Below are 17,508 nucleotides of genomic sequence, written 5' to 3'. Positions count from 1 at the left end.
TTCCTCCAAATGTGCTTGTCATCAGGCTTTGACGAGGCGGGCAATGGCCTGATTGGCCTCGGTGATCTTATCCTCAGCCTCCTGCCCACCCGCTTGTGCCGCACGAGCAACACAGTGACTCATGTGTTCGGCGAGCAGTTCCAAAGAGACCGATTTGAGAGCTGAGGTGACTGCTGAGATCTGAGTCAAAATATCGATACAGTACTTCTCCTCATCGACCATCCGCTCCAGGCCACGCACCTGCCCTTCGATCCGCTTGAGACGGCGCAGGTGCACGTCCTTATGCCCGAGATACCCATACTGGGGGTGGTTGCAACCACATGCCCCGCAGGCCTCACCAGGCACCGAAGATTCAGCGTCCTGGTCTGCCGCGGTGTGTTCGCAGTAAGGGGCACAGCAGCCATCATCCAAGTTGGTCATGCATCCTCCTCTACCCCACAACATACCCTGGGGGGTATCCCAGACAAGGGCACAACCACTCGGTGATCTCAAGTAACGTCCACCCCTACCTGCGGATAGCTCTACGAGCCATCTAACCCGCCCCAGAGATCAGCATCTATATCCACACCCCCTGTGGATAACGGGTCATTAGAAGGCGCTTGTGCCGCATTTAAGCCCCATTTGTGCACATCTAGGCTAGACGCCACTGCCACCGCGACACGCCGAAAATTTTCGTCCAATACCTCACACAGCAGCGATAACCCCTAGTCAAACCGCGGTTACCGGATAGTATTCCACGACGCATCCCTCAATCCGCCAAGTTATCCACGCGTTATCCCCAGGCAGTCCACACTCAGCCCGGCATTACCCACAGGACCTGTGGATAACCCTCCTGCAAAACGTTCGCAATCGTGGCACACTCCCGCCTGAGAGAGTGTCGAACCCACGTGGGAACGTGAACGTTACCTTGATGACGAAACCCCGGCATAGCCACCCCCGTCAGCCGTGAAGGAGCCGCCATGTCCAGCGCACCTGTCGAGCCCGGACCCTCCTTGGATCGCAACCCTCCCCAGGACATTGACGCCGAGAAGTCCGTACTAGGCGCCATGCTGTCTTCCAAGGACGCCATCGCCGACGTCGTCGAGGAGATCAAGGGTGTGGATTTCTACCGCCCTGGACACGAACTCATTTTCAACACCATCACCGATCTATACGGCCGCGGCGACCCTGCCGACACCGTCACCACCGCCGATGAGCTGGATCGCCGGGGCGAACTCGAGCGAGCTGGTGGGCGCCTTTACCTCGCTGAGTTGCTGACGAATGTCACCGTCACCGCGAATGCGGCTTACTACGCAAAGATCGTCGCCGATAAAGCCGTTCTTCGTCGTCTAGTTGAAGCGTCAATCCGCATCGCCCAGATGGGCTACCAGGGGCAGGGAGAAGTCTCCGACATCGTCGACGCCGCCCAGCAAACCCTCTATGACGTGTCCACCCGCAAAACCAGTGAGGAATATCACCCGCTCTCGGAATTATTCGAGAGCACCTTTGACGAGCTTGAGGCCATTGAGGCTCGCGGGGACGCCATGGCCGGTATTCCCACTGGGTTTACCGACCTTGACGAACTCACCAACGGATTCATGCCTGGCCAAATGATCATCGTTGCCGCCCGTCCAGCCATGGGAAAGTCCACCCTCGCCCTCGATTTTGCCCGCGCGGCAGCGATCAAGAACCACCTTGCGGCTGCCATCTTCAGCCTCGAAATGGGCCGCAACGAAATCGTCATGAGGTTGTTATCTGCCGAGGCCGGGATCGAGCTGTCACGTATGCGTGCGGGGCGCCTGTCCGAAGAGGATTGGCAGCGCATGGTCGACAAAACAACGCAGATCTCGTCAGCACCATTATTTATTGACGACTCTCCCAACCTGACGATGATGGAGATTCGTGCCAAGGCCCGGCGGATGAAGCAGAAATCCGACCTCAAGCTCGTCGTCATCGACTACATGCAGCTCATGACCTCCGGTAAGAAGGTGGAATCGCGTCAGCTGGAGGTTTCGGAATTCTCCCGCCAGATCAAACTGCTGGCTAAGGAGCTTGAGATCCCCGTTGTGGCCCTCTCTCAGCTCAACCGTGGCCCCGAACAGCGCAACGACAAAAAACCCATGATGAGCGACCTGCGTGAATCCGGCTCCTTAGAGCAGGATGCCGACGTCGTCATCCTGTTGCACCGAGAGGACGTCTACGACAAGGAGTCCCCCCGCGCCGGTGAGGCTGACATCATCGTCGCAAAACACCGCAACGGACCGACGCGGACCGTGCCAGTGGTCTTCCAAGGCCACTACTCACGATTCGTCGACATGCAGCGCTGATAGCGGTACCCAAACAATCCAGTCGGCACTACCGTGGGGACATGGAAAGCATGCACGCCGTTGCCATCACCGGCCCCCTCCCGGTCTCCGATCCCGAATGCTTCGTCGACGTTGACCTACCGGTCCCCGAGCCGGGTCCGCACGACCTGCTCGTCGAGGTCCAGGCCGTTTCGGTTAACCCCATCGACGTCAAGCTGCGCAAGGGGGCTGGAACGCTCTCACATCCGCGCGTGCTGGGGTTTGATGCCGCCTCCGTCGTGCGCGCAGTCGGGTCGGAGGTCAATGGCTTCAGCGCCGGTGACAAAGTATGGCACTCCGGAAACCGCGACCGACCCGGCACCTACTCCCAATTCACCCTGGTGGACTCGCAGATAGTCTCGAAACGCCCGTCATCGTTGTCCATCGCCGAGGCCGCATCCCTGCCGCTTACTGCCCTGACGTCATGGGAAGCCCTCATCGACCACATCCGTCTGGGCACCCTCGAAGAGCGAACCGACAAGGCCTTCCTCATGATCGGCGGCGCTGGTGGCGTCGGATCGGCAGCCATCCAGCTAGCTTGTGCTATCACCAACGGACCAGTCGTTGCGACCTCCTCGCGTCCAGAAAGCGCACAGTGGTGTCAGAACATGGGAGCCACCGGAATTATCAACCACCGCGAACCGCTCGCCCCGCAGGTCAAGGACCTCGGCATTGCCGGATTCGACGGCGTCCTCTCGGCCTACACGCCACCAGCATCGGCCTTAGCCGAGATCATCGCGCCGTTCGGGCATCTGGTCATGATCGACGGGACCGACTCCTTCGATCTCATGGCTTTCAAGTCGAAGTCGTTGACGGTGACTAGCGAGTCGATGTTCAGCCGCCTACAGTTCAGAACGGCTGACGTCGCCGAACAGGGACGGGCCTTAGCTAACATCGCCGACCTCGTCGACAAGGGTCAGATCCGTCCGACGATGACCCGGCATATCGAGGGTTTGACCGCACAACACGTACGTGAGGCCACCGCAGCCATCGAGTCCGGGGCCATGATTGGAAAGGTCGTCATCACGCTGTGACGAGGGGTGTACAGCCCCAACACTGGCCGCGTTGTATATGCCTTTTAATACATGGCCACCCTCAGCGAAGTGGCGAAGGCCGCATTGGTATCTAGACTCGGATCATGAAGCTCAACAAAGCAGAAGACGTCAATACCGCCGAGGTCGCCGGCCTCGGGCTCGTCGGAGGGTGGCTCACCGCCCGCACGACCGGAGTCCGGCCGCTGGGTGGAGCGGTCCTCGCGACTGCTGGTTGCTGGGCTGGCCGCACCTGGCTCGTTAAGAGCGGACCTACGGTTGCTGGCATGCTTGGTGCGACCTATCTGGCAGCGTTTGGCGCTTCGCACGGATTGGCGAAAAAGATCGGCGCCTGGCCGGCCGTTCTGAGCGTGACCGCCGTTACCTGCACAGCCTGCCATTTTTTGTGCGACACCCAAGAATGATCGACCTTTCGGCACCCGCTATCGAAGTCGCCCCGCTTCTGCTCGGTGCGACGATCTGGCGCGGTCCAGTGGGGATCCGCCTTACCGAGGTCGAGGCGTACATGGGACTCAACGACCCCGCATCCCACGCCTTCCGTGGCCCTACGCCGCGCGCCCGCGTGATGTTCGGGCCACCCTTTCACGTATACGTGTACTTGTCCTACGGCATGCACCGCTGCGTGAACCTCGTGTGTTCACCCGATGGGGAGGCATCTGCTGTGCTGCTACGAGGTGGGCGCGTGGTGGCCGGCGAGGATGAGGTACGAAGCCGACGCGGAAACGTCGCCGAGAACCGCCTTGCCTGTGGCCCGGGAAATATGGGGTCGGCTTTGGGTGCAACCCTCGAGGAGTCTGGAAATCCGGTAAGCGTCATCACGGGGACCACTGTCGGAGGGGAGGCCCTCGAAGCGGGACTCGGTGCCGGCGCTCGATGGCGACTCGAACCCGCACCGAATATTGTCGAGTTTCGACAGGGCCCACGGGTAGGGATCAGCCGCAATACCGACGCTCCGTGGCGGTGGTGGATCCCCAAGGACCCAACGGTTTCCGGCTCTCGGACATAAGCCACAGCGCCCGGAAGCACGGCGGTCCTCCCCTGGTATGTCCTCCCCCTAGACGTGCGTTGCTGACCCCGTTGATGCGCACTCCCATGCTCCGTTGACGCGAGTCCCCTCCTTCGTTGACGAAAAATCCCGACTCGCAGGGCATCACATCACAGCAATGCTCGGACCCGGCTCGAGTTAGGGATTTTTAAACACCGATGTCAGGATGTCCCCTCGACCGACCGTCAGAACGATGAACTCGTCCAAGATGGCGCAATCGATTGCGACGTCACATCCGAGGTCGGCGGTTCTCGTCAAGGTCATCATGGTGCCAACGGCATAGGACACGGGGAATGTCGGAACCTGGTCGCGTTGCTTCCCATGGAGGATAAGGAAGGCTACTCGCATCAGCAGTTCCAATATGTTCGAGTAGCGTCAAGGCTTGTCTGAGCCAGGATCGTACCCTTGCACAGTAAAAATCTGGCGCATCGGCCAGCCTCACCCGTGATGTCGGAAAGCAGCGTTGTCCTATAAACCGCGAGTCGAGAGAATAGATTTCGAGGCGACCCGAGCAGAAGTCCAAGTCGATTGTGGGCTCGTCGAGGACAAGCAGGCGGGGATCACCGGCTAGGATGTTGGTCACGCGACCAGTCAGTCTGTATTGGGTACCGGTGACAAATATGGGTGTGGTCGTCATGGCTCAGAGATTGATGCATGATCATCGAACCCAAACGCTCCTACGGATCAGCAGGGACATTAATAGCACTACAAAACACCATACGAGTTATCATTACGGTGGTGAGGTTTTGGTGTACCCAACATTGAAGCCTGAAGGAGACTCCCATGCCTCGAATCCACGACATCGTTACCGTTTTCACTACCCTTTGCTACATCGGGCTTCCTGCTAGTTTCAGCCATGACACCTGCATTAGCAGCACCTATACCCTCGGATGGCTCATCACCGTCTGCAATTACCACAACCCGCGCACCGGTGACGAATCCAAGGACAGGTCAGACCCATACACCTACCGGTATCGCGCGGCCAATCAGTACGACCACGGGTGACCCTGCGGTCACCGCCTACTGGACCCTTCGACGTCTCGCTGCTGCAATACCTGCCGATACTCTGTACAACGCCGCCGTAGTCGAGGACCATTTCAAGGGGCGGACTCCCACGAGCGAGCCGCTCACCGTCGGTTCTCCACCTGTCGCGCCGATAAAAACTCAAGGATTCCGCAAGCCACACCCCCAGTCACCAATTTCTCGAAAACCAATGGCAAGATCTTTTATCACAATCAGACCAATAGGAAAGACTACGTCTGCTCGGGATCTTCCATCAACAGTGGTTCCAAGCGTCTTGTAATCACCACAGGACACTGCGTCTATGGTGCTCCGGGAAATAAGTGGCATACCAATGTCGTGTTCATGCCGGGGTACGACAATGGCCCCGTTACGGAATTTATCAGGCCGTCGCGCTACGCACATTCGACGACTGGATCAAGTATGGTGGATCTGGTCGAGGGTTCAATTCCGACGTTGCCTTTATCACCACCCACAACGGAAGCACCTCTAAGGCTGCGGTGGTGAACGCGGTCGGTGGTCACGGTTTCGAGTGGGGCGGCAATATCGGTTTTGACGCCAGTATCTTCGGCTACCCGGCAAATCTCAACAGAGGCCAGATCATGTGGGCCTGTTGGGGACGAAGCAGCGACGGCTGGATCGGTGCCCACAAGTTCAACCGCATTGCCGGTTATGGTTTCGGGGGGTGGTGCATCTGGTGGCCCCTGGCTCGACAAATATAGCAACACTAATGATCTAGGGTACGCGCGCAGTGTCACGTCGAACGGCCCCGCCGGCAGCACAACTCACATCCAGGGCCCATTTTGGCCATCGCGTCAGGGACATGTTCATCGCAGCAAACAAGGACCGATGAGTACTATGCAGGATGTGATTCGCCATTGTCGACGTACAGCAACGCTGCTTGCCGTCGTCTTGGGAGTTGTTGCCATGACAGGATGTACCGGTGAGGGGGAAAAACTCCCTCCTAGTTCCGCCATTACGAGTTCCCATCCCAACCCCACGGCCGCACCGCCCCCCAGACCCCGAGCGACGTGCACCAGCGGGGTGATCTCCGTCAAGAGCATGTATCGTCATGGAGCCATTACGAGGCGGTCTCAAGTCATTCGGTACGTGTGTTCTTCTACATGGGAGACCCCACGTGCCATGGGGTGCGAGCTACCGTCAACGAGAACGCCACCACAGTGCGGATCGGCCTTCTGGAAGGGGCTCTACCCGATGCACCATCCGAATGCGCCGCCATGGCAATGAGCGCATCCCTTCTCGTTACCACTCACGATCCCATTGGAACACGTTCCATCATCCCGGCTTCCTGACAGATTCTTCAAGCCGCTCTGTGGCCTTAACCTCACGATTGGTGTCAAAGGTCACTGGGCGAGAAGGAGTAACGCTCGCGTCTGACAATGCGCAGCATTAGGTCGGTCTACCCTTGTAAGTCTCGACCGCCAACTCGTCGGTGAGAGTTCACAGAATCGTCGAGCCAACCTCCATACTCGACAACGTGGGTACGCTCGCCTTGATCAGCCTGATCGCGATTCACCAAATTCTCGCACCGTGCCGCACAGCGTTACCCTGCCTGACGCTCCCCACCCCACCACAACGTGCGCGCCCACCCCCATTGACGAAAAATCCCGACTCCCAGGGGGTCAGATCACACCAGTGCTTGGACCCACGCCGAACTGGGGATTTTTGAAAACAACAACAGGGCACTCTCAAGCAACCGCGACCAACTAAAAGGCCGCCTACATCACCGCGGCACGTGAAAAGGCCGGAACCCGCCCCCACAGCAAGTCCCGGCCAACTCCGGATCACAGGAGGTCCGGCGAAGCTGAGCCCCACACCATCGAAAAGTGGTAGGGCTCAGCAGGCTTCGGTCAGTCGAACAGGTTGTCCGATAGCCCCAGTGAGTGGTGCAGCAACCACACCGGATGCACGATCTTGACTCCCGAGGACTTGGAGATCTGCCAACGACAGGTCTCGGTATCACAGACTCCCACACCCTCGTTGTGATCCTGCATGTGCCTGAACACACCTGCACCGATCTTTTGGGCGACCTCGTAGCGCTCGGCCTTCAGACCGTATGTACCAGCGATGCCACAGCACGGCTTATTGGACTCCAGCACTTTGACGCCCGGGATGAGTTCCATGAGCTGAACCGCCGGGAACCCCATGCCCTGGCTCTTGACCTGGCAGGGCTGGTGGTAAGGGACTGTGATGTCGATCGGACGGAATTGCGAGGCGTCGAGTTCGCCGTTGCGGTACTCGTCCATGAGGAACTCCGAAAAGTCCCGGGAGCGCACCGAAACGTCGTGCAGACGAGGGTCGTCAACACCCATAATCTCGTGGGCCTCGTGCTTCATCATTCCGACGCAGGAGCCGGACGAGGACACGACTGTCAGGCCCTTCCCGAGGCTGATGATCTTGTCGCACAGGCTGAGGATGTCTTTGGTAGCGCCCTCGAACAGTCCGTTCGATTGCTTAGCCAGACCACAGCAACCCTGCTTCGGCACGAGCACCTCGTAGCCCAGATGCTCAAGTACCTCGATGGACTTCTTGGAGGTTTCGGTCTCGAAGTAGCCGCCGGCGCAGCCTTGGAAGAAGACGATCGGCCCCTTGGTGGCCGGCTTGGCCGGCTTGTGGTGGCGCATCCACTTGCTCAAAGTCTCGGTCTGGGCGGTTGGCATTGGCGCATCGCGGTGGACCTTAATGATCTTCTCGACGGCGATGCGAATCGGCTTCTGCTTGAGGCCCCAGTTGGCCAGTGGGGCGATCGGGGACAGCACGCGTCCCTCAAGGGTGGTCAGCGGGATGAGGCGGTCACGCAGCGGCACACCATTCTGGTGCTTCATCTTGGCAGCCGCCTGCTCGTTGAGCTCCGCAATCTTCACGCCCTGTGGGCAGTGGAGAGTACAGATGCCGCAGAAGTTACACCACTCGAGGGAGTGGTCGACGGAAGCTCCGTCGCGGTAGCGCTCACCCTGTGGGCCGTTGTACTTCGGTCCGGTGTAGAGCGGGGTGGCCTTGGCCACCGGGCACATCGTCTCACAGATAGTGCACTTGACGCAGGCGTCGAGCGACTGGCGCGAGACCTCGTGTCCGGCGAACGTCTCCTCGATAACACCCATGATCAGTTCCTTTCCCTGGTCGCAGCACCAGCCCCGACCGACGACAGGATGGCATCCGCGGCCTTGATGGCCGAGCCGAGGGCGACGCCCTCACCCGACTTTTCCTGCCACCTAGTGGCACCGGCGATGACGCCGCCGGCGGCGTAGACATTGGAATGGACAGGCTTGCCCTGGTAGGTGACGAGCATGTTCTCGTCGACCTCAACGCCGCACTGGAACAGCGGCTGCGGGGAACCCCAGTAGTCACCGTGGACGAGATCTTCCTCCTTGACGCCTTCCGGCATGGTGACCGGCAGGTCGAGGATGGTTTCATGCAGATGGCCGTGAGAGTCAAGCTTGAGGGCGCCGGACTCAAAGCCGCCACCCGCAAGGACGACGGCGTCAGCCTTGATCTCCTTGGCCGCACCGACGGTTCCGACCGTCACAGAGACGACCTTACCGTCGGTCACCTTGCAGCCGGTGACCTTTGAACCGAGCACGTAGTCAACGCGCTCGTTCTTAGCGGTCACGACGAGCTTGTTGTTGAGGCGCATGCCGGGCACGCAGGGTGGCAGCGATGCGATCTCGAACACCTCAGCGCCGAGAATCTTCGTGAAGTCGGCGAGGACCTCGCTGTGGTTGTCGATACCGAGGACGGCCGGCAGCGCGACGATCTCACCGGGGTTGACGAATCCCTTGAGCCCCTCAGCCAGCGCCCGACGGGTACGGGCGTTGTCAAGGGAACGAGCGATCGACAACCCAGTGGCGTCGTACTCGCCCTCGCGGGGCTCAAAATCGACCACGACAGCGCGAGCGGAAGCGTGACCACCGCCGGGCAGCGTGGCCCGGTCAATGTTCTGAGCGATGAGACCAGCGTGGAAGTCCTTGTACTGGGCCAGCCCGATAACGATGACCTTGTCACCGTCTTTGAGATTGCCTTTGATCATCGACGGCGGGACCAGAGCGGTGGGGCGAATCGCACCGACAGCGGTCGGCAGGTTGATTGTGGTCTCCCCGTCACCAAGCAAGTAAGAGTCACCAGTAACCTCGCGCAGGAAGTCGATGCCCTCCCTAACGGCCTCAACGCCGATCTTGGCGTAGGGATGCTCGGGGTGCTTGGACGCGAGTTCCTTGACAGCCTCGTAGGGCTTTTCGACGCGACCCGGGGTGTAGCCCAGGACGTCGACAGTGCCCTGGCCCAACTGCAGGCCGCCGACACCCTTGGTGACGAGGGTCACCCGGGCGCCACCACGACGCAGGCGCAAGGCGGCAGTCAGGCCGGCGAGGCCGGATCCGATGACGACGACGTGCTGAGCGTTGAAACGGTCGGCAGTGGTCGATTTGGTGGGGACGGTTGCGGTGCTCACAGCTCGACCTCCTGCTGCGGGGTGGGAAGGTGCTCAACGTCGAAGGTGCCTTGGAAGATCCAGTCATCAAGGGCAGTCTGACGAACTTGCTCGCCGTAGAGAATCGGCCACAGACCGATCCAACGGTTTTTGAGGAACAGACGCAGCAAACCAGTGGCGCGCTCGGCGTCGATCGTGCCTTCCTCAACAGCAACACCGGTAGCGCGCATCGAGCAGAAACCGCCCTGACAGGGGCCCATGCCCAGACGCAGCTGGCGGCGCAGGTCGTCGAAGGTCGCGTCAGGCTGATCGGCCAACAGATCGGTGAACATCTTGCGGCTCATAAGTTCGCACTCACAGATGACCTGGTTGTCGATCTTCTTGGACGACGCCACGGCCTTCGGATCGCCCCCGCGAACCAGACCAGTTCCGGCACGGCGCTCCTCGTTCTCACCCAGACGGTGGGTGATGAGGTAGTTCTTGCCGACGGTCGATCCAGGCACAGCCTCGTCTGCAGTGCGGCAGGGGCGGTCGTCGCCGAGCTGCTCACACATGACGTCGACAACGTTTTTAGCCATCAGCCGGTAGGTGGTGAGCTTGCCGCCGATGATGGAGACAATGCCATTGACGCCGTCGCGAGAGCCGTGGTCGAGGATGCTCATGCCGCGGGACATGTGGCGGGTATCGGTAGACGAGACTCGCTTGTCCTTGAACAGCGGACGGGCACCAGCCCAGGCGTGGACCGCACGGGCGTCGCGGAATCCCGGCACAAGGGTCTCGCCGGAATCAAGCATCTGCTGCACCTCGTTACGAGGAATGGCCAGACGCTCGGGATCATCAGCCTTGACGTCGGTGGTGCCGATGATCGACACAGTGTGCACCGGAACGAGGATGTCGCCATCAGCAGGATAGATGCAACGATTGATCACCGTGTTCACCAGGCGGTGGTTCATAGCGATCATGATGCCGCGGCCCGCCACGACGTCAACGTCATGGCAGCCAACAAGCTCAGCGATGCGTCCAGCCCACGGGCCAGCGGTATTGATGACGAACTTGCAATCGATTCGGATCCGCTCGTCGTGCTTAAGATCATGGGCGACAACAGCGCTGATCTGGTCGCCCTCACGAATGATCTCGGTGACGGCGGTGTAGGTCATGACTTTGGCGCCATACTCGATAGCGGAGTGGGCGGCACCCCACACCATCTGCCATCCATCAACCGAACCATCCTGAACAGCGAAGGCACGTTTAATGCCGGGGTTCAGACGGGGCTCACGACGCAGGGCCTCCGCGGTGGCAATCTCCTCGAAGGGCACCTTGGATTTTTTAGCTCCCTCAACCCACTGATCGGAAAACTCCAAGTCATCTTCAGGGGTCACCACGAAGAGACCGCCAGTCTTCTCAACAGCGTCAGCGTGGATCCGGGTAACGATCTCGTTTTCCTCAGCGCACTCCGTCGCCGACCCGGGATCCGAAACGACATATCGCCCACCGGAGTGGAGCAGGCCGTGGTAACGACCGGTGGTTCCTTGGCCGAGGTCGGCTTTATCCAACAGAACGGCGCGATATCCACGCATCGCGACGTCCCGCACGACGCCTGCACCGGTGGCACCGCCACCGATGACAACGACGTCTGCGTTCATGGTCCTCATTGAATGCTCCCTTCGAAACCATCCGGCGTGTGGGGGGGTGACTCAGGGGATCTCGGTGCCCCGCCACCGTTGCCAGGTACTTGCCAAGGCTAGGGAAAGCTCTGGACAACAACCACCGAAAACGGCTTTTGTGCATGTTCGTGCACACCCCCTAGAACAGACGTGCAAACCGCGTCATAATGCGGTTTTCATGCCACAGCAGCCCGCCCACAGCGACACAATTTAGGCAAGCGATCGATAGCTTAAATACAGAAAACAGGTTTTCGGAAATAGCCGTTTCCACAGGCTTTCAGACAATTCTGCCCGCGTCATTGCGTACTCTCTTCGCCCCGATGAACACAGCCGAGGCCGGCTCTCTCCGACGACGTTGTGCCAAGGAGAACCAGACCCATCACACCAACGCTGTGAGCGAACGGATCACTCCACTGGGGTTTCAGCTGGCTTCCCGTCAAGGACCTTGGCGATATTGCGCGCAGCTAGACGGCTCATCGCTTCACGAGTCGGCAGGGCAGCCGATCCAATGTGAGGCAGCAACACGACGTTCTCCATCGTCAGCAAGTCCACAGTGATCGCCGGCTCATCCTCGTAGACGTCCAGACCCGCACCGGCAATCGCACCCGACTTGAGAGCCTTCACCAGGGCAACCTCATCGACACAGGCGCCGCGAGCAGTATTGACGAGATAGGCGGTCTTCTTCATAGCAGCCAGGGCGTCAGCGTCAACGAGGTGGCGGGTCTTATCGGTGAGTGGGCAGTGTAAGGAGACGACGTCGGAGGTTACGAAGAGCTCGTCAAGTTCGACGCGACGAGTTGGCTGGGTATTGGGATTGACGGCGTCAATCGCCATGACATTCTTCTCATGACGAGCGTTGTAGATGACGTTCATGCCGAAGGCTGCGGCGCGTCGAGCCATAGCCTCACCGATCTGCCCCAGGCCGATGATGCCGAGGGTAGCCCCCTGTAACCCGGCGCCCAGCATGAAGGTGTGATCGTAGCGCCAGGCCTTGCCAGAACGCACCCAGCGCTCAGCCTCGCCAGTACGACGAGTAACCTCAAGAAGCAGAGTGAAGGCAAGGTCGGCGGTGGCCTCGTGGAGGACGCCCGGGGTCGACGTGACCACAACCCCAGCCTGCTTGGCAGCGTCGAGGTCAATGTTATTAAAACCAGCGGCGCACTGACCGATGACCTTAAGGTTTTTCCCTTTACTAATCATCTCGGCGTCAAGGGGATCAGACAAGCTAGTAAGCAGAGCGTCGGCGGTGGCGATCTGGTCGGAAAGTTCCTGGCGATCCATGGCATGATCGCCACCCACGACCTCGTGACCGGGAAGTTCCTCGTTGACGACGGACATGAGCTGCGGTGCGGTGACAATGATGCGAGCCATGGCATCACTGTAGGCGACCACGCCAGCTGTAGACCGAGCGTCGCCAGAATTAATGCAGTGTGCAACAATTCCACTGTGCAGATGTCGCAGGATGCAACAAAGTCGGAAGGGCCAGCCCCCAACCACGCCGATGTCGAAACCGCTTTGCAAGCATCGTGGGCCCTCCTCGACGTGGCAGCCCGTTCCCTAGTGGAACTTGCTGAGGACGTCAGCGCGCCGCAATACCGACTCCTCGTCCTCATCGACGCCGGAGTGACGCGTGGGGTCGACCTGGCTCGTGACCTCGAGGTCCACTCCTCAACCATCGCTCGGATGGTCGAACGTCTCGTCTCCAAGGGGCTCGTCGACCGCTCTCCCGATCCCGACGATCGTCGCGCCAATGTGCTCTCTCTGACGAAGCGGGGGTCCACGCTCGTGCAAGACGTCAATAAGCACCGTCGACGTCAGCTCATCGACCTACTCAGTCACCTCGAGCCTGGCGAGATCGACACTGTCGTCACCGGGTTCACCTTATTTACCCGCGCAGCCGAGGCAAGCGGCCACGGCACTCCTATCCGCTCCTGCGCAGAGGATTCCAGCCAGCAATGACCGAGACCGCCATCCATCCCGAGACCCGGGCCGCATGGGCCAAACGACTCAGGCGCCTCCGCCGTGCCCTCGTCCCGCACCGCCCCAAAGCCTTCCGAGACTCCTTAAACCGTTGGCTGCTTATGGGCACAGTCATCGGCATCGTCTCTGGCGTGGGTGCCATCATCTTTTTCTTCTGTCTGGAAACCGGTACGCATTGGCTACTCGAGACGTTGGGCAGCTACACCCCGCCAGGCACCTTGGGCGAGGGCGGAGGCGCCACCAGCACCGGACCAACACGGCCTTGGGCGATCCCACTCGTCGTCACCGGAGGTGCCCTAGTTTCGGGAATCCTGGTGTACTTTGTCGCGCCCACTGCCAAAGGACATGGCACTGACAACGCCATCCATGCCGTCCATCACGACCCGACAGCTCTCAAGGGCAAAGTCGCGGCGGTCAAGATCATCGCATCCGCCCTCGTGATAGGTTCCGGCGGCTCGGGTGGACGTGAGGGCCCCACCGCCCAGATCAGCGCAACCGTCATCTCCTCATTGTGTAAGAAGCTCAAGATCGCCACCCCGGACGCCCGGATCGCCGTCTCGGCAGCCACCGCCTCGGGAATCGGTGCCATCTTCCGTGCCCCGCTGGGCGGTGCTCTACTCGGTGCGGAACTGCTCTACCGCGACGACATGGAGTCCGACGCGATCATGCCCTCTCTGGTGTCGTCGATCGTCGCCTTCGTGGTCTTCGGGTCGGTGTACGGATTCGAACCAATCTTCGGATCGCTCAACGGAGTGCAGTTCTCCGAGCCTTTGCAACTCATCTGGTTCGTTCTGCTGGGCCTCACTGCTGGCCTCATGGGCAAGCTTTATGTAGAGGTCTTTTACGGCGGCACCAAGCTCTTCGAGAGCCTCAACAAAGTTCCCGGCTGGCTTATCCCAGCCATCGGTGGTCTGGGAGTCGGCCTGCTTGACCTGGCCATCCCGGCCGCACTAGGTACCGGTTACGGCTCGGTACAGCAAGAGATGTTCGCCAACAACCTCGTACGGATGCCGCTGCTCATGGTGCTGGCAATCCCCTTCGCCAAGATCCTCTCAACGACCCTGTCCATCGGATCGGGCGGTTCGGGCGGCGTCTTCGGCCCTGGCATGGTCATTGGTGGGGCCACTGGCGCGGCACTGTGGCGCATCCTCGAGGGACTGCCAGGCATCCCGTCCTCACCGATGAGCTTTGTCATTGTCGGCATGATCGCCTGTTTCGGCTCGGTCGCCCATGCCCCACTCGGTATGCTGCTCATGGTTGGGGAGATGACCGGCAACCTATCAATGCTCGCTCCTGGCATGATCGCCGTCGCCGTCGCTGGCCGAGTCGTCGGGAACACCTCGATCTACACCTCCCAGCTCAAGGACCGCCTGGAGGGCCGACGCGTCCATGCCATGGGGCGCGTCACGAAACCATCAGAGGCTAAATCCGAAAACGGGGCTGCTAGTTCGAAGCCCGCTATCAAGAAGCCATCCGGGAAAAGCACCTCCTTCCCGAGGCCAGCTGCTGAGCCAATGTTCGCCAAGTCGGTAACGGTTCCTTCTCCTGATCTGGCCCCGACTCCCACCCCAACAGCCACTGACCGACGTGCCACATCTCGCATCGTCCCGGAAGTCATTCGGGCCAAGGACCGCAAACGCGACTTGTTCGCTCGGTCCCCCAAGCCCCCGGACGACCCGGGGCCGTCATCCGCCTGAGTTCAGTCCGTCGTGGGATGGAAGGGGCTGCGTCCGGCATGACGAGACCACCCCATCCCAATGACATAGAGGATGACGACAAGCCCCCCCGTCGACATCAGCTGAGCACGTACGTCGGGAGCAAACATGCCTAATACGACGATAGCGACCAGCAGGATCATTGCTGCCCAGTTCACCACCGGGAACCCTTTTAACCGCATCGGCAGTAGAGTGCCCTCCTTTTCAGCCCTGCGACGCAGCACGTATTGAGAGCAGGTGGTGAAGAAGTAGGTGACGATGATGGTTGAGCCGACGATGTTCAGCAGAGTACCAAGTACCGCGTCGCCCCATTGGAAGGTAGCCAGCACACAACAGAACCCAAAGGCCACGCTGGCCAGCACGGCGACCGTCGGCACCGAGCGGCCCCTGGTCCGCATGGCGACGCGAGGGGCCATACCGCGTTCCGCCAAAGAGCCAAGCATCCGGGCAGCCCCGTAAAGATTGGCATTGAGAGAGCTCAGCAAGGCCAACACAATGACCAGGGTCATAACCTCAGAGGCTGCTGGGATCCCGGCCCGGTCAAGGACGGCCACGAAGGGTGAGGTGCCAAGCCTGGGATCATCCCAAGGCATCGCAATCACCATGATGGCTACTGAACCCATATAGAACAGCAGAATCCGCCAGACGATGGTGCGCACAGCCCGAGAGACATTGTGGGCGGGGTCTTCGGTCTCGGCAGCCGCTACCGCCATAATTTCGATGCCGCCAAAGCTGAAGGCGACCAAAAGCAGTGCCGTCGCCACCCCAGACCACCCATTAGGCAAGAACCCACCGTGACCAAGAAGATTGGACGTTCCCGCCGCGGGAGCCGCCAAGACGCCGCAGATAAGCAGCACACCGATGACGAGGAAGACGACGACGGCGACCACCTTGAGCAGGGCAAACCAGAACTCAAACTCCCCGAAGCGGTCGGCTCCCAGCAGGTTGATCGCGGTGAGAACGACCAAGAAGATGAAGGTAAGCAGCCAGACGGGGGCTATGGGCCACATGGCGACAAGGGTCGACGCCGCTGCGATCGCCTCGGCCGCTACAACGACGACGAGTTCGATCCACCAGATCCACCCCATTGCGAAACCGGCAGCAGGGCCCATAGCTCGCGATGTATAGACCGAAAACGCCCCAGAGTCGGGGTCGGCTGCAACCATTTCGCCGAGCATGTACATGATGGCGATGACGAGCAACCCAGCGACGATATATCCCACCAAGGTTGCTGGTCCGGCCGCAGCCACACCCTTGCCAGACCCTACGAAGAGACCGGTCCCGATGGCCGAACCGAGGCTCATCATCACCAGATGACGGCCCTTCATGCGGGGTTTATTCGTAGCGGGTTCACCGGATCCCACCGAGATGCCTGTGGACGCTATTGCCATATGTGCTCCTCATCCGCGTCGGTGAGGCTGATGTTAAGGCCGGTATTGTCCTGCGGATGTGGCCGTTTCTCTAAGTGGGACGGACGTGAGATGGAGCGGCGGTGTGTCCTGGCCTCAACTGAGGTCCGCGGGGTTAGCGTTGTCTTCCTTAGCAAGGCTCTGGCGAATTCGCGATAGGAAGGCTTCAAGCTCGTCGAGATGGCCGCGATTAAGCCCGCCAAAAACGATGCGCCGGACCAAGGCAGCATGGCCCGGAGCGGCCTGTCGCAATGCGGCCATGCCTGGATTGGTGAGGTGAATGATGGCTCCCCTGCCGTCAGAACAGCAGACGCGACGTTCGATGAGGCCTCGCTTCTCCATACGCGTGAGGTGATGGGATAGCCGGGAGCGTTCCCATCTCATGCGCTCTGCTAAGGCCACGACTCTCATCTCGCCGCCGTCGGTCTCAGAAAGACGCACGAGCACCTCAAAGTCCTGCACCGACAACTGCGAATCGCGGGACAACTGACGGTTGAGTATGGCAGGCAGGGTGGTCGATACTTCCAGCCACAAGCGCCATACGCGCTGCTGGTGGTCGTCGAGCCAATGGTTGTCGAGCCAAACGGTGGAATCCTCAGTCACAGCGCCTCCTTCGTTGCCGAGTATAGGGGGGACGGAAACATATCTGTTGCCACCAAAGCCACCAAAGCACTTTGTTGCTGACGTGTCCCATTCTTCGCGCCATGATGAGGAGTAAGAGGAGATCACATGATCGACATCATCGCTGTCAACGGAAATTGACCATCGCCACCGCCACCCCGCCTCGGGTTCATCACCGGTCAGGCAATGGTTACCAAGACACGTGGGTCCTTCGATAAGTGTGGACGCTGC

17 protein-coding genes are annotated in these 17,508 nt (G+C 60.1%); 9 read left to right on the top strand and 8 right to left on the bottom strand.

What is annotated here, in order from left to right; all coding sequences use genetic code 11:
• Nucleotides 1-21: 21 nt before the first annotated feature.
• Nucleotides 22-420, bottom strand: coding sequence for a metal-sensitive transcriptional regulator (locus F1563_RS15030; RefSeq protein ID WP_002528282.1), 399 nt, complete (start codon nucleotides 418-420; stop codon nucleotides 22-24).
• Between the two features lie 539 nt (nucleotides 421-959).
• On the opposite strand from F1563_RS15030, the gene dnaB reads away from it, so the two are divergent.
• The 4 genes from dnaB (at nucleotide 960) to F1563_RS08250 (ending at nucleotide 4,382) form a co-directional block, all read left to right on the top strand.
• Nucleotides 960-2,306 (top strand): replicative DNA helicase, encoded by a 1,347-nt coding sequence (dnaB, locus tag F1563_RS08265; RefSeq protein ID WP_002528284.1) that lies wholly within the window; start codon nucleotides 960-962, stop codon nucleotides 2,304-2,306.
• 41 nt (nucleotides 2,307-2,347) lie between these two features.
• Nucleotides 2,348-3,358: a zinc-binding alcohol dehydrogenase family protein gene (locus F1563_RS08260; RefSeq protein ID WP_002528285.1), complete on the top strand. Its 1,011-nt coding sequence runs from the start codon at nucleotides 2,348-2,350 to the stop codon at nucleotides 3,356-3,358.
• A 104-nt stretch (nucleotides 3,359-3,462) separates the two neighbouring features.
• The gene (locus tag F1563_RS08255; protein ID WP_002528286.1) at nucleotides 3,463-3,780 is read left to right on the top strand and encodes a hypothetical protein; all 318 of its coding nucleotides are present in this window, start codon (nucleotides 3,463-3,465) and stop codon (nucleotides 3,778-3,780) included.
• The gene (locus F1563_RS08250) at nucleotides 3,777-4,382 is read left to right on the top strand and encodes a DNA-3-methyladenine glycosylase (protein ID WP_002528287.1); all 606 of its coding nucleotides are present in this window, start codon (nucleotides 3,777-3,779) and stop codon (nucleotides 4,380-4,382) included. Before F1563_RS08255 ends, F1563_RS08250 begins: the two co-directional genes overlap by 4 nt.
• Before the next feature lie 177 nt (nucleotides 4,383-4,559).
• On the opposite strand, the gene F1563_RS08245 is transcribed toward F1563_RS08250, so the two are convergent.
• Complete coding sequence (locus F1563_RS08245; protein ID WP_002528288.1) at nucleotides 4,560-4,769, bottom strand: hypothetical protein; 210 nt, start codon at nucleotides 4,767-4,769, stop codon at nucleotides 4,560-4,562.
• 435 nt (nucleotides 4,770-5,204) lie between these two features.
• Here F1563_RS08245 and F1563_RS08240 point away from each other — a divergent pair, with 435 nt between their 5' ends.
• From F1563_RS08240 to F1563_RS08230, 3 genes are all read left to right on the top strand, one after another.
• Entirely contained in the window at nucleotides 5,205-5,426 is a 222-nt protein-coding gene (locus tag F1563_RS08240; protein ID WP_002528289.1) for a hypothetical protein, read from the top strand.
• A gap of 338 nt (nucleotides 5,427-5,764) precedes the next feature.
• Nucleotides 5,765-6,163, top strand: coding sequence for a hypothetical protein (locus tag F1563_RS14230; protein ID WP_002546592.1), 399 nt, complete (start codon nucleotides 5,765-5,767; stop codon nucleotides 6,161-6,163).
• A gap of 402 nt (nucleotides 6,164-6,565) precedes the next feature.
• Nucleotides 6,566-6,754 (top strand): hypothetical protein, encoded by a 189-nt coding sequence (locus F1563_RS08230; RefSeq protein WP_050748896.1) that lies wholly within the window; start codon nucleotides 6,566-6,568, stop codon nucleotides 6,752-6,754.
• A gap of 558 nt (nucleotides 6,755-7,312) precedes the next feature.
• Here the strand turns inward: F1563_RS08230 and F1563_RS08225 are convergent.
• The 4 genes from F1563_RS08225 to F1563_RS08210 form a co-directional block, all read right to left on the bottom strand.
• Nucleotides 7,313-8,563: an anaerobic glycerol-3-phosphate dehydrogenase subunit C gene (locus F1563_RS08225; RefSeq protein WP_002528291.1), complete on the bottom strand. Its 1,251-nt coding sequence runs from the start codon at nucleotides 8,561-8,563 to the stop codon at nucleotides 7,313-7,315.
• A gap of 2 nt (nucleotides 8,564-8,565) precedes the next feature.
• Nucleotides 8,566-9,909 carry a glycerol-3-phosphate dehydrogenase subunit GlpB gene (gene glpB, locus F1563_RS08220; RefSeq protein ID WP_002528292.1) on the bottom strand — a complete coding sequence of 448 codons (1,344 nt, stop codon included), beginning with the start codon at nucleotides 9,907-9,909 and terminating at the stop codon, nucleotides 8,566-8,568.
• A complete protein-coding gene (glpA, locus tag F1563_RS08215) occupies nucleotides 9,906-11,540 on the bottom strand; it encodes an anaerobic glycerol-3-phosphate dehydrogenase subunit GlpA (RefSeq protein WP_002528293.1) in 1,635 nt (544 codons plus the stop codon). The genes glpB and glpA overlap by 4 nt, the downstream gene beginning before the upstream one ends.
• A 417-nt stretch (nucleotides 11,541-11,957) precedes the next feature.
• A complete protein-coding gene (locus F1563_RS08210; RefSeq protein WP_002528295.1) occupies nucleotides 11,958-12,923 on the bottom strand; it encodes a 2-hydroxyacid dehydrogenase in 966 nt (321 codons plus the stop codon).
• A gap of 75 nt (nucleotides 12,924-12,998) precedes the next feature.
• Here F1563_RS08210 and F1563_RS08205 point away from each other — a divergent pair, with 75 nt between their 5' ends.
• Both F1563_RS08205 and F1563_RS08200 read left to right on the top strand, forming a co-directional pair.
• Nucleotides 12,999-13,511, top strand: coding sequence for a MarR family winged helix-turn-helix transcriptional regulator (locus tag F1563_RS08205; protein WP_007434237.1), 513 nt, complete (start codon nucleotides 12,999-13,001; stop codon nucleotides 13,509-13,511).
• The gene (locus F1563_RS08200; protein WP_002528297.1) at nucleotides 13,508-15,229 is read left to right on the top strand and encodes a chloride channel protein; all 1,722 of its coding nucleotides are present in this window, start codon (nucleotides 13,508-13,510) and stop codon (nucleotides 15,227-15,229) included. The genes F1563_RS08205 and F1563_RS08200 overlap by 4 nt, the downstream gene beginning before the upstream one ends.
• Nucleotides 15,230-15,231: 2 nt before the next feature.
• Here the strand turns inward: F1563_RS08200 and F1563_RS08195 are convergent, their stop codons facing one another.
• Nucleotides 15,232-16,638: an amino acid permease gene (locus F1563_RS08195; RefSeq protein WP_007434238.1), complete on the bottom strand. Its 1,407-nt coding sequence runs from the start codon at nucleotides 16,636-16,638 to the stop codon at nucleotides 15,232-15,234.
• 114 nt (nucleotides 16,639-16,752) lie between these two features.
• On the bottom strand, nucleotides 16,753-17,259 hold the full coding sequence (locus F1563_RS08190) for a MarR family winged helix-turn-helix transcriptional regulator (protein ID WP_002528299.1): 507 nt from the start codon (nucleotides 17,257-17,259) through the stop codon (nucleotides 16,753-16,755).
• Nucleotides 17,260-17,508 lie beyond the last annotated feature (249 nt).

The organism is Cutibacterium modestum, from assembly GCF_008326345.1.
Lineage (GTDB): Bacteria > Actinomycetota > Actinomycetes > Propionibacteriales > Propionibacteriaceae > Cutibacterium > Cutibacterium modestum.
Note: the sequence above shows the minus strand (reverse complement) of the source record. Positions and strands in the feature narration are given on the sequence as shown.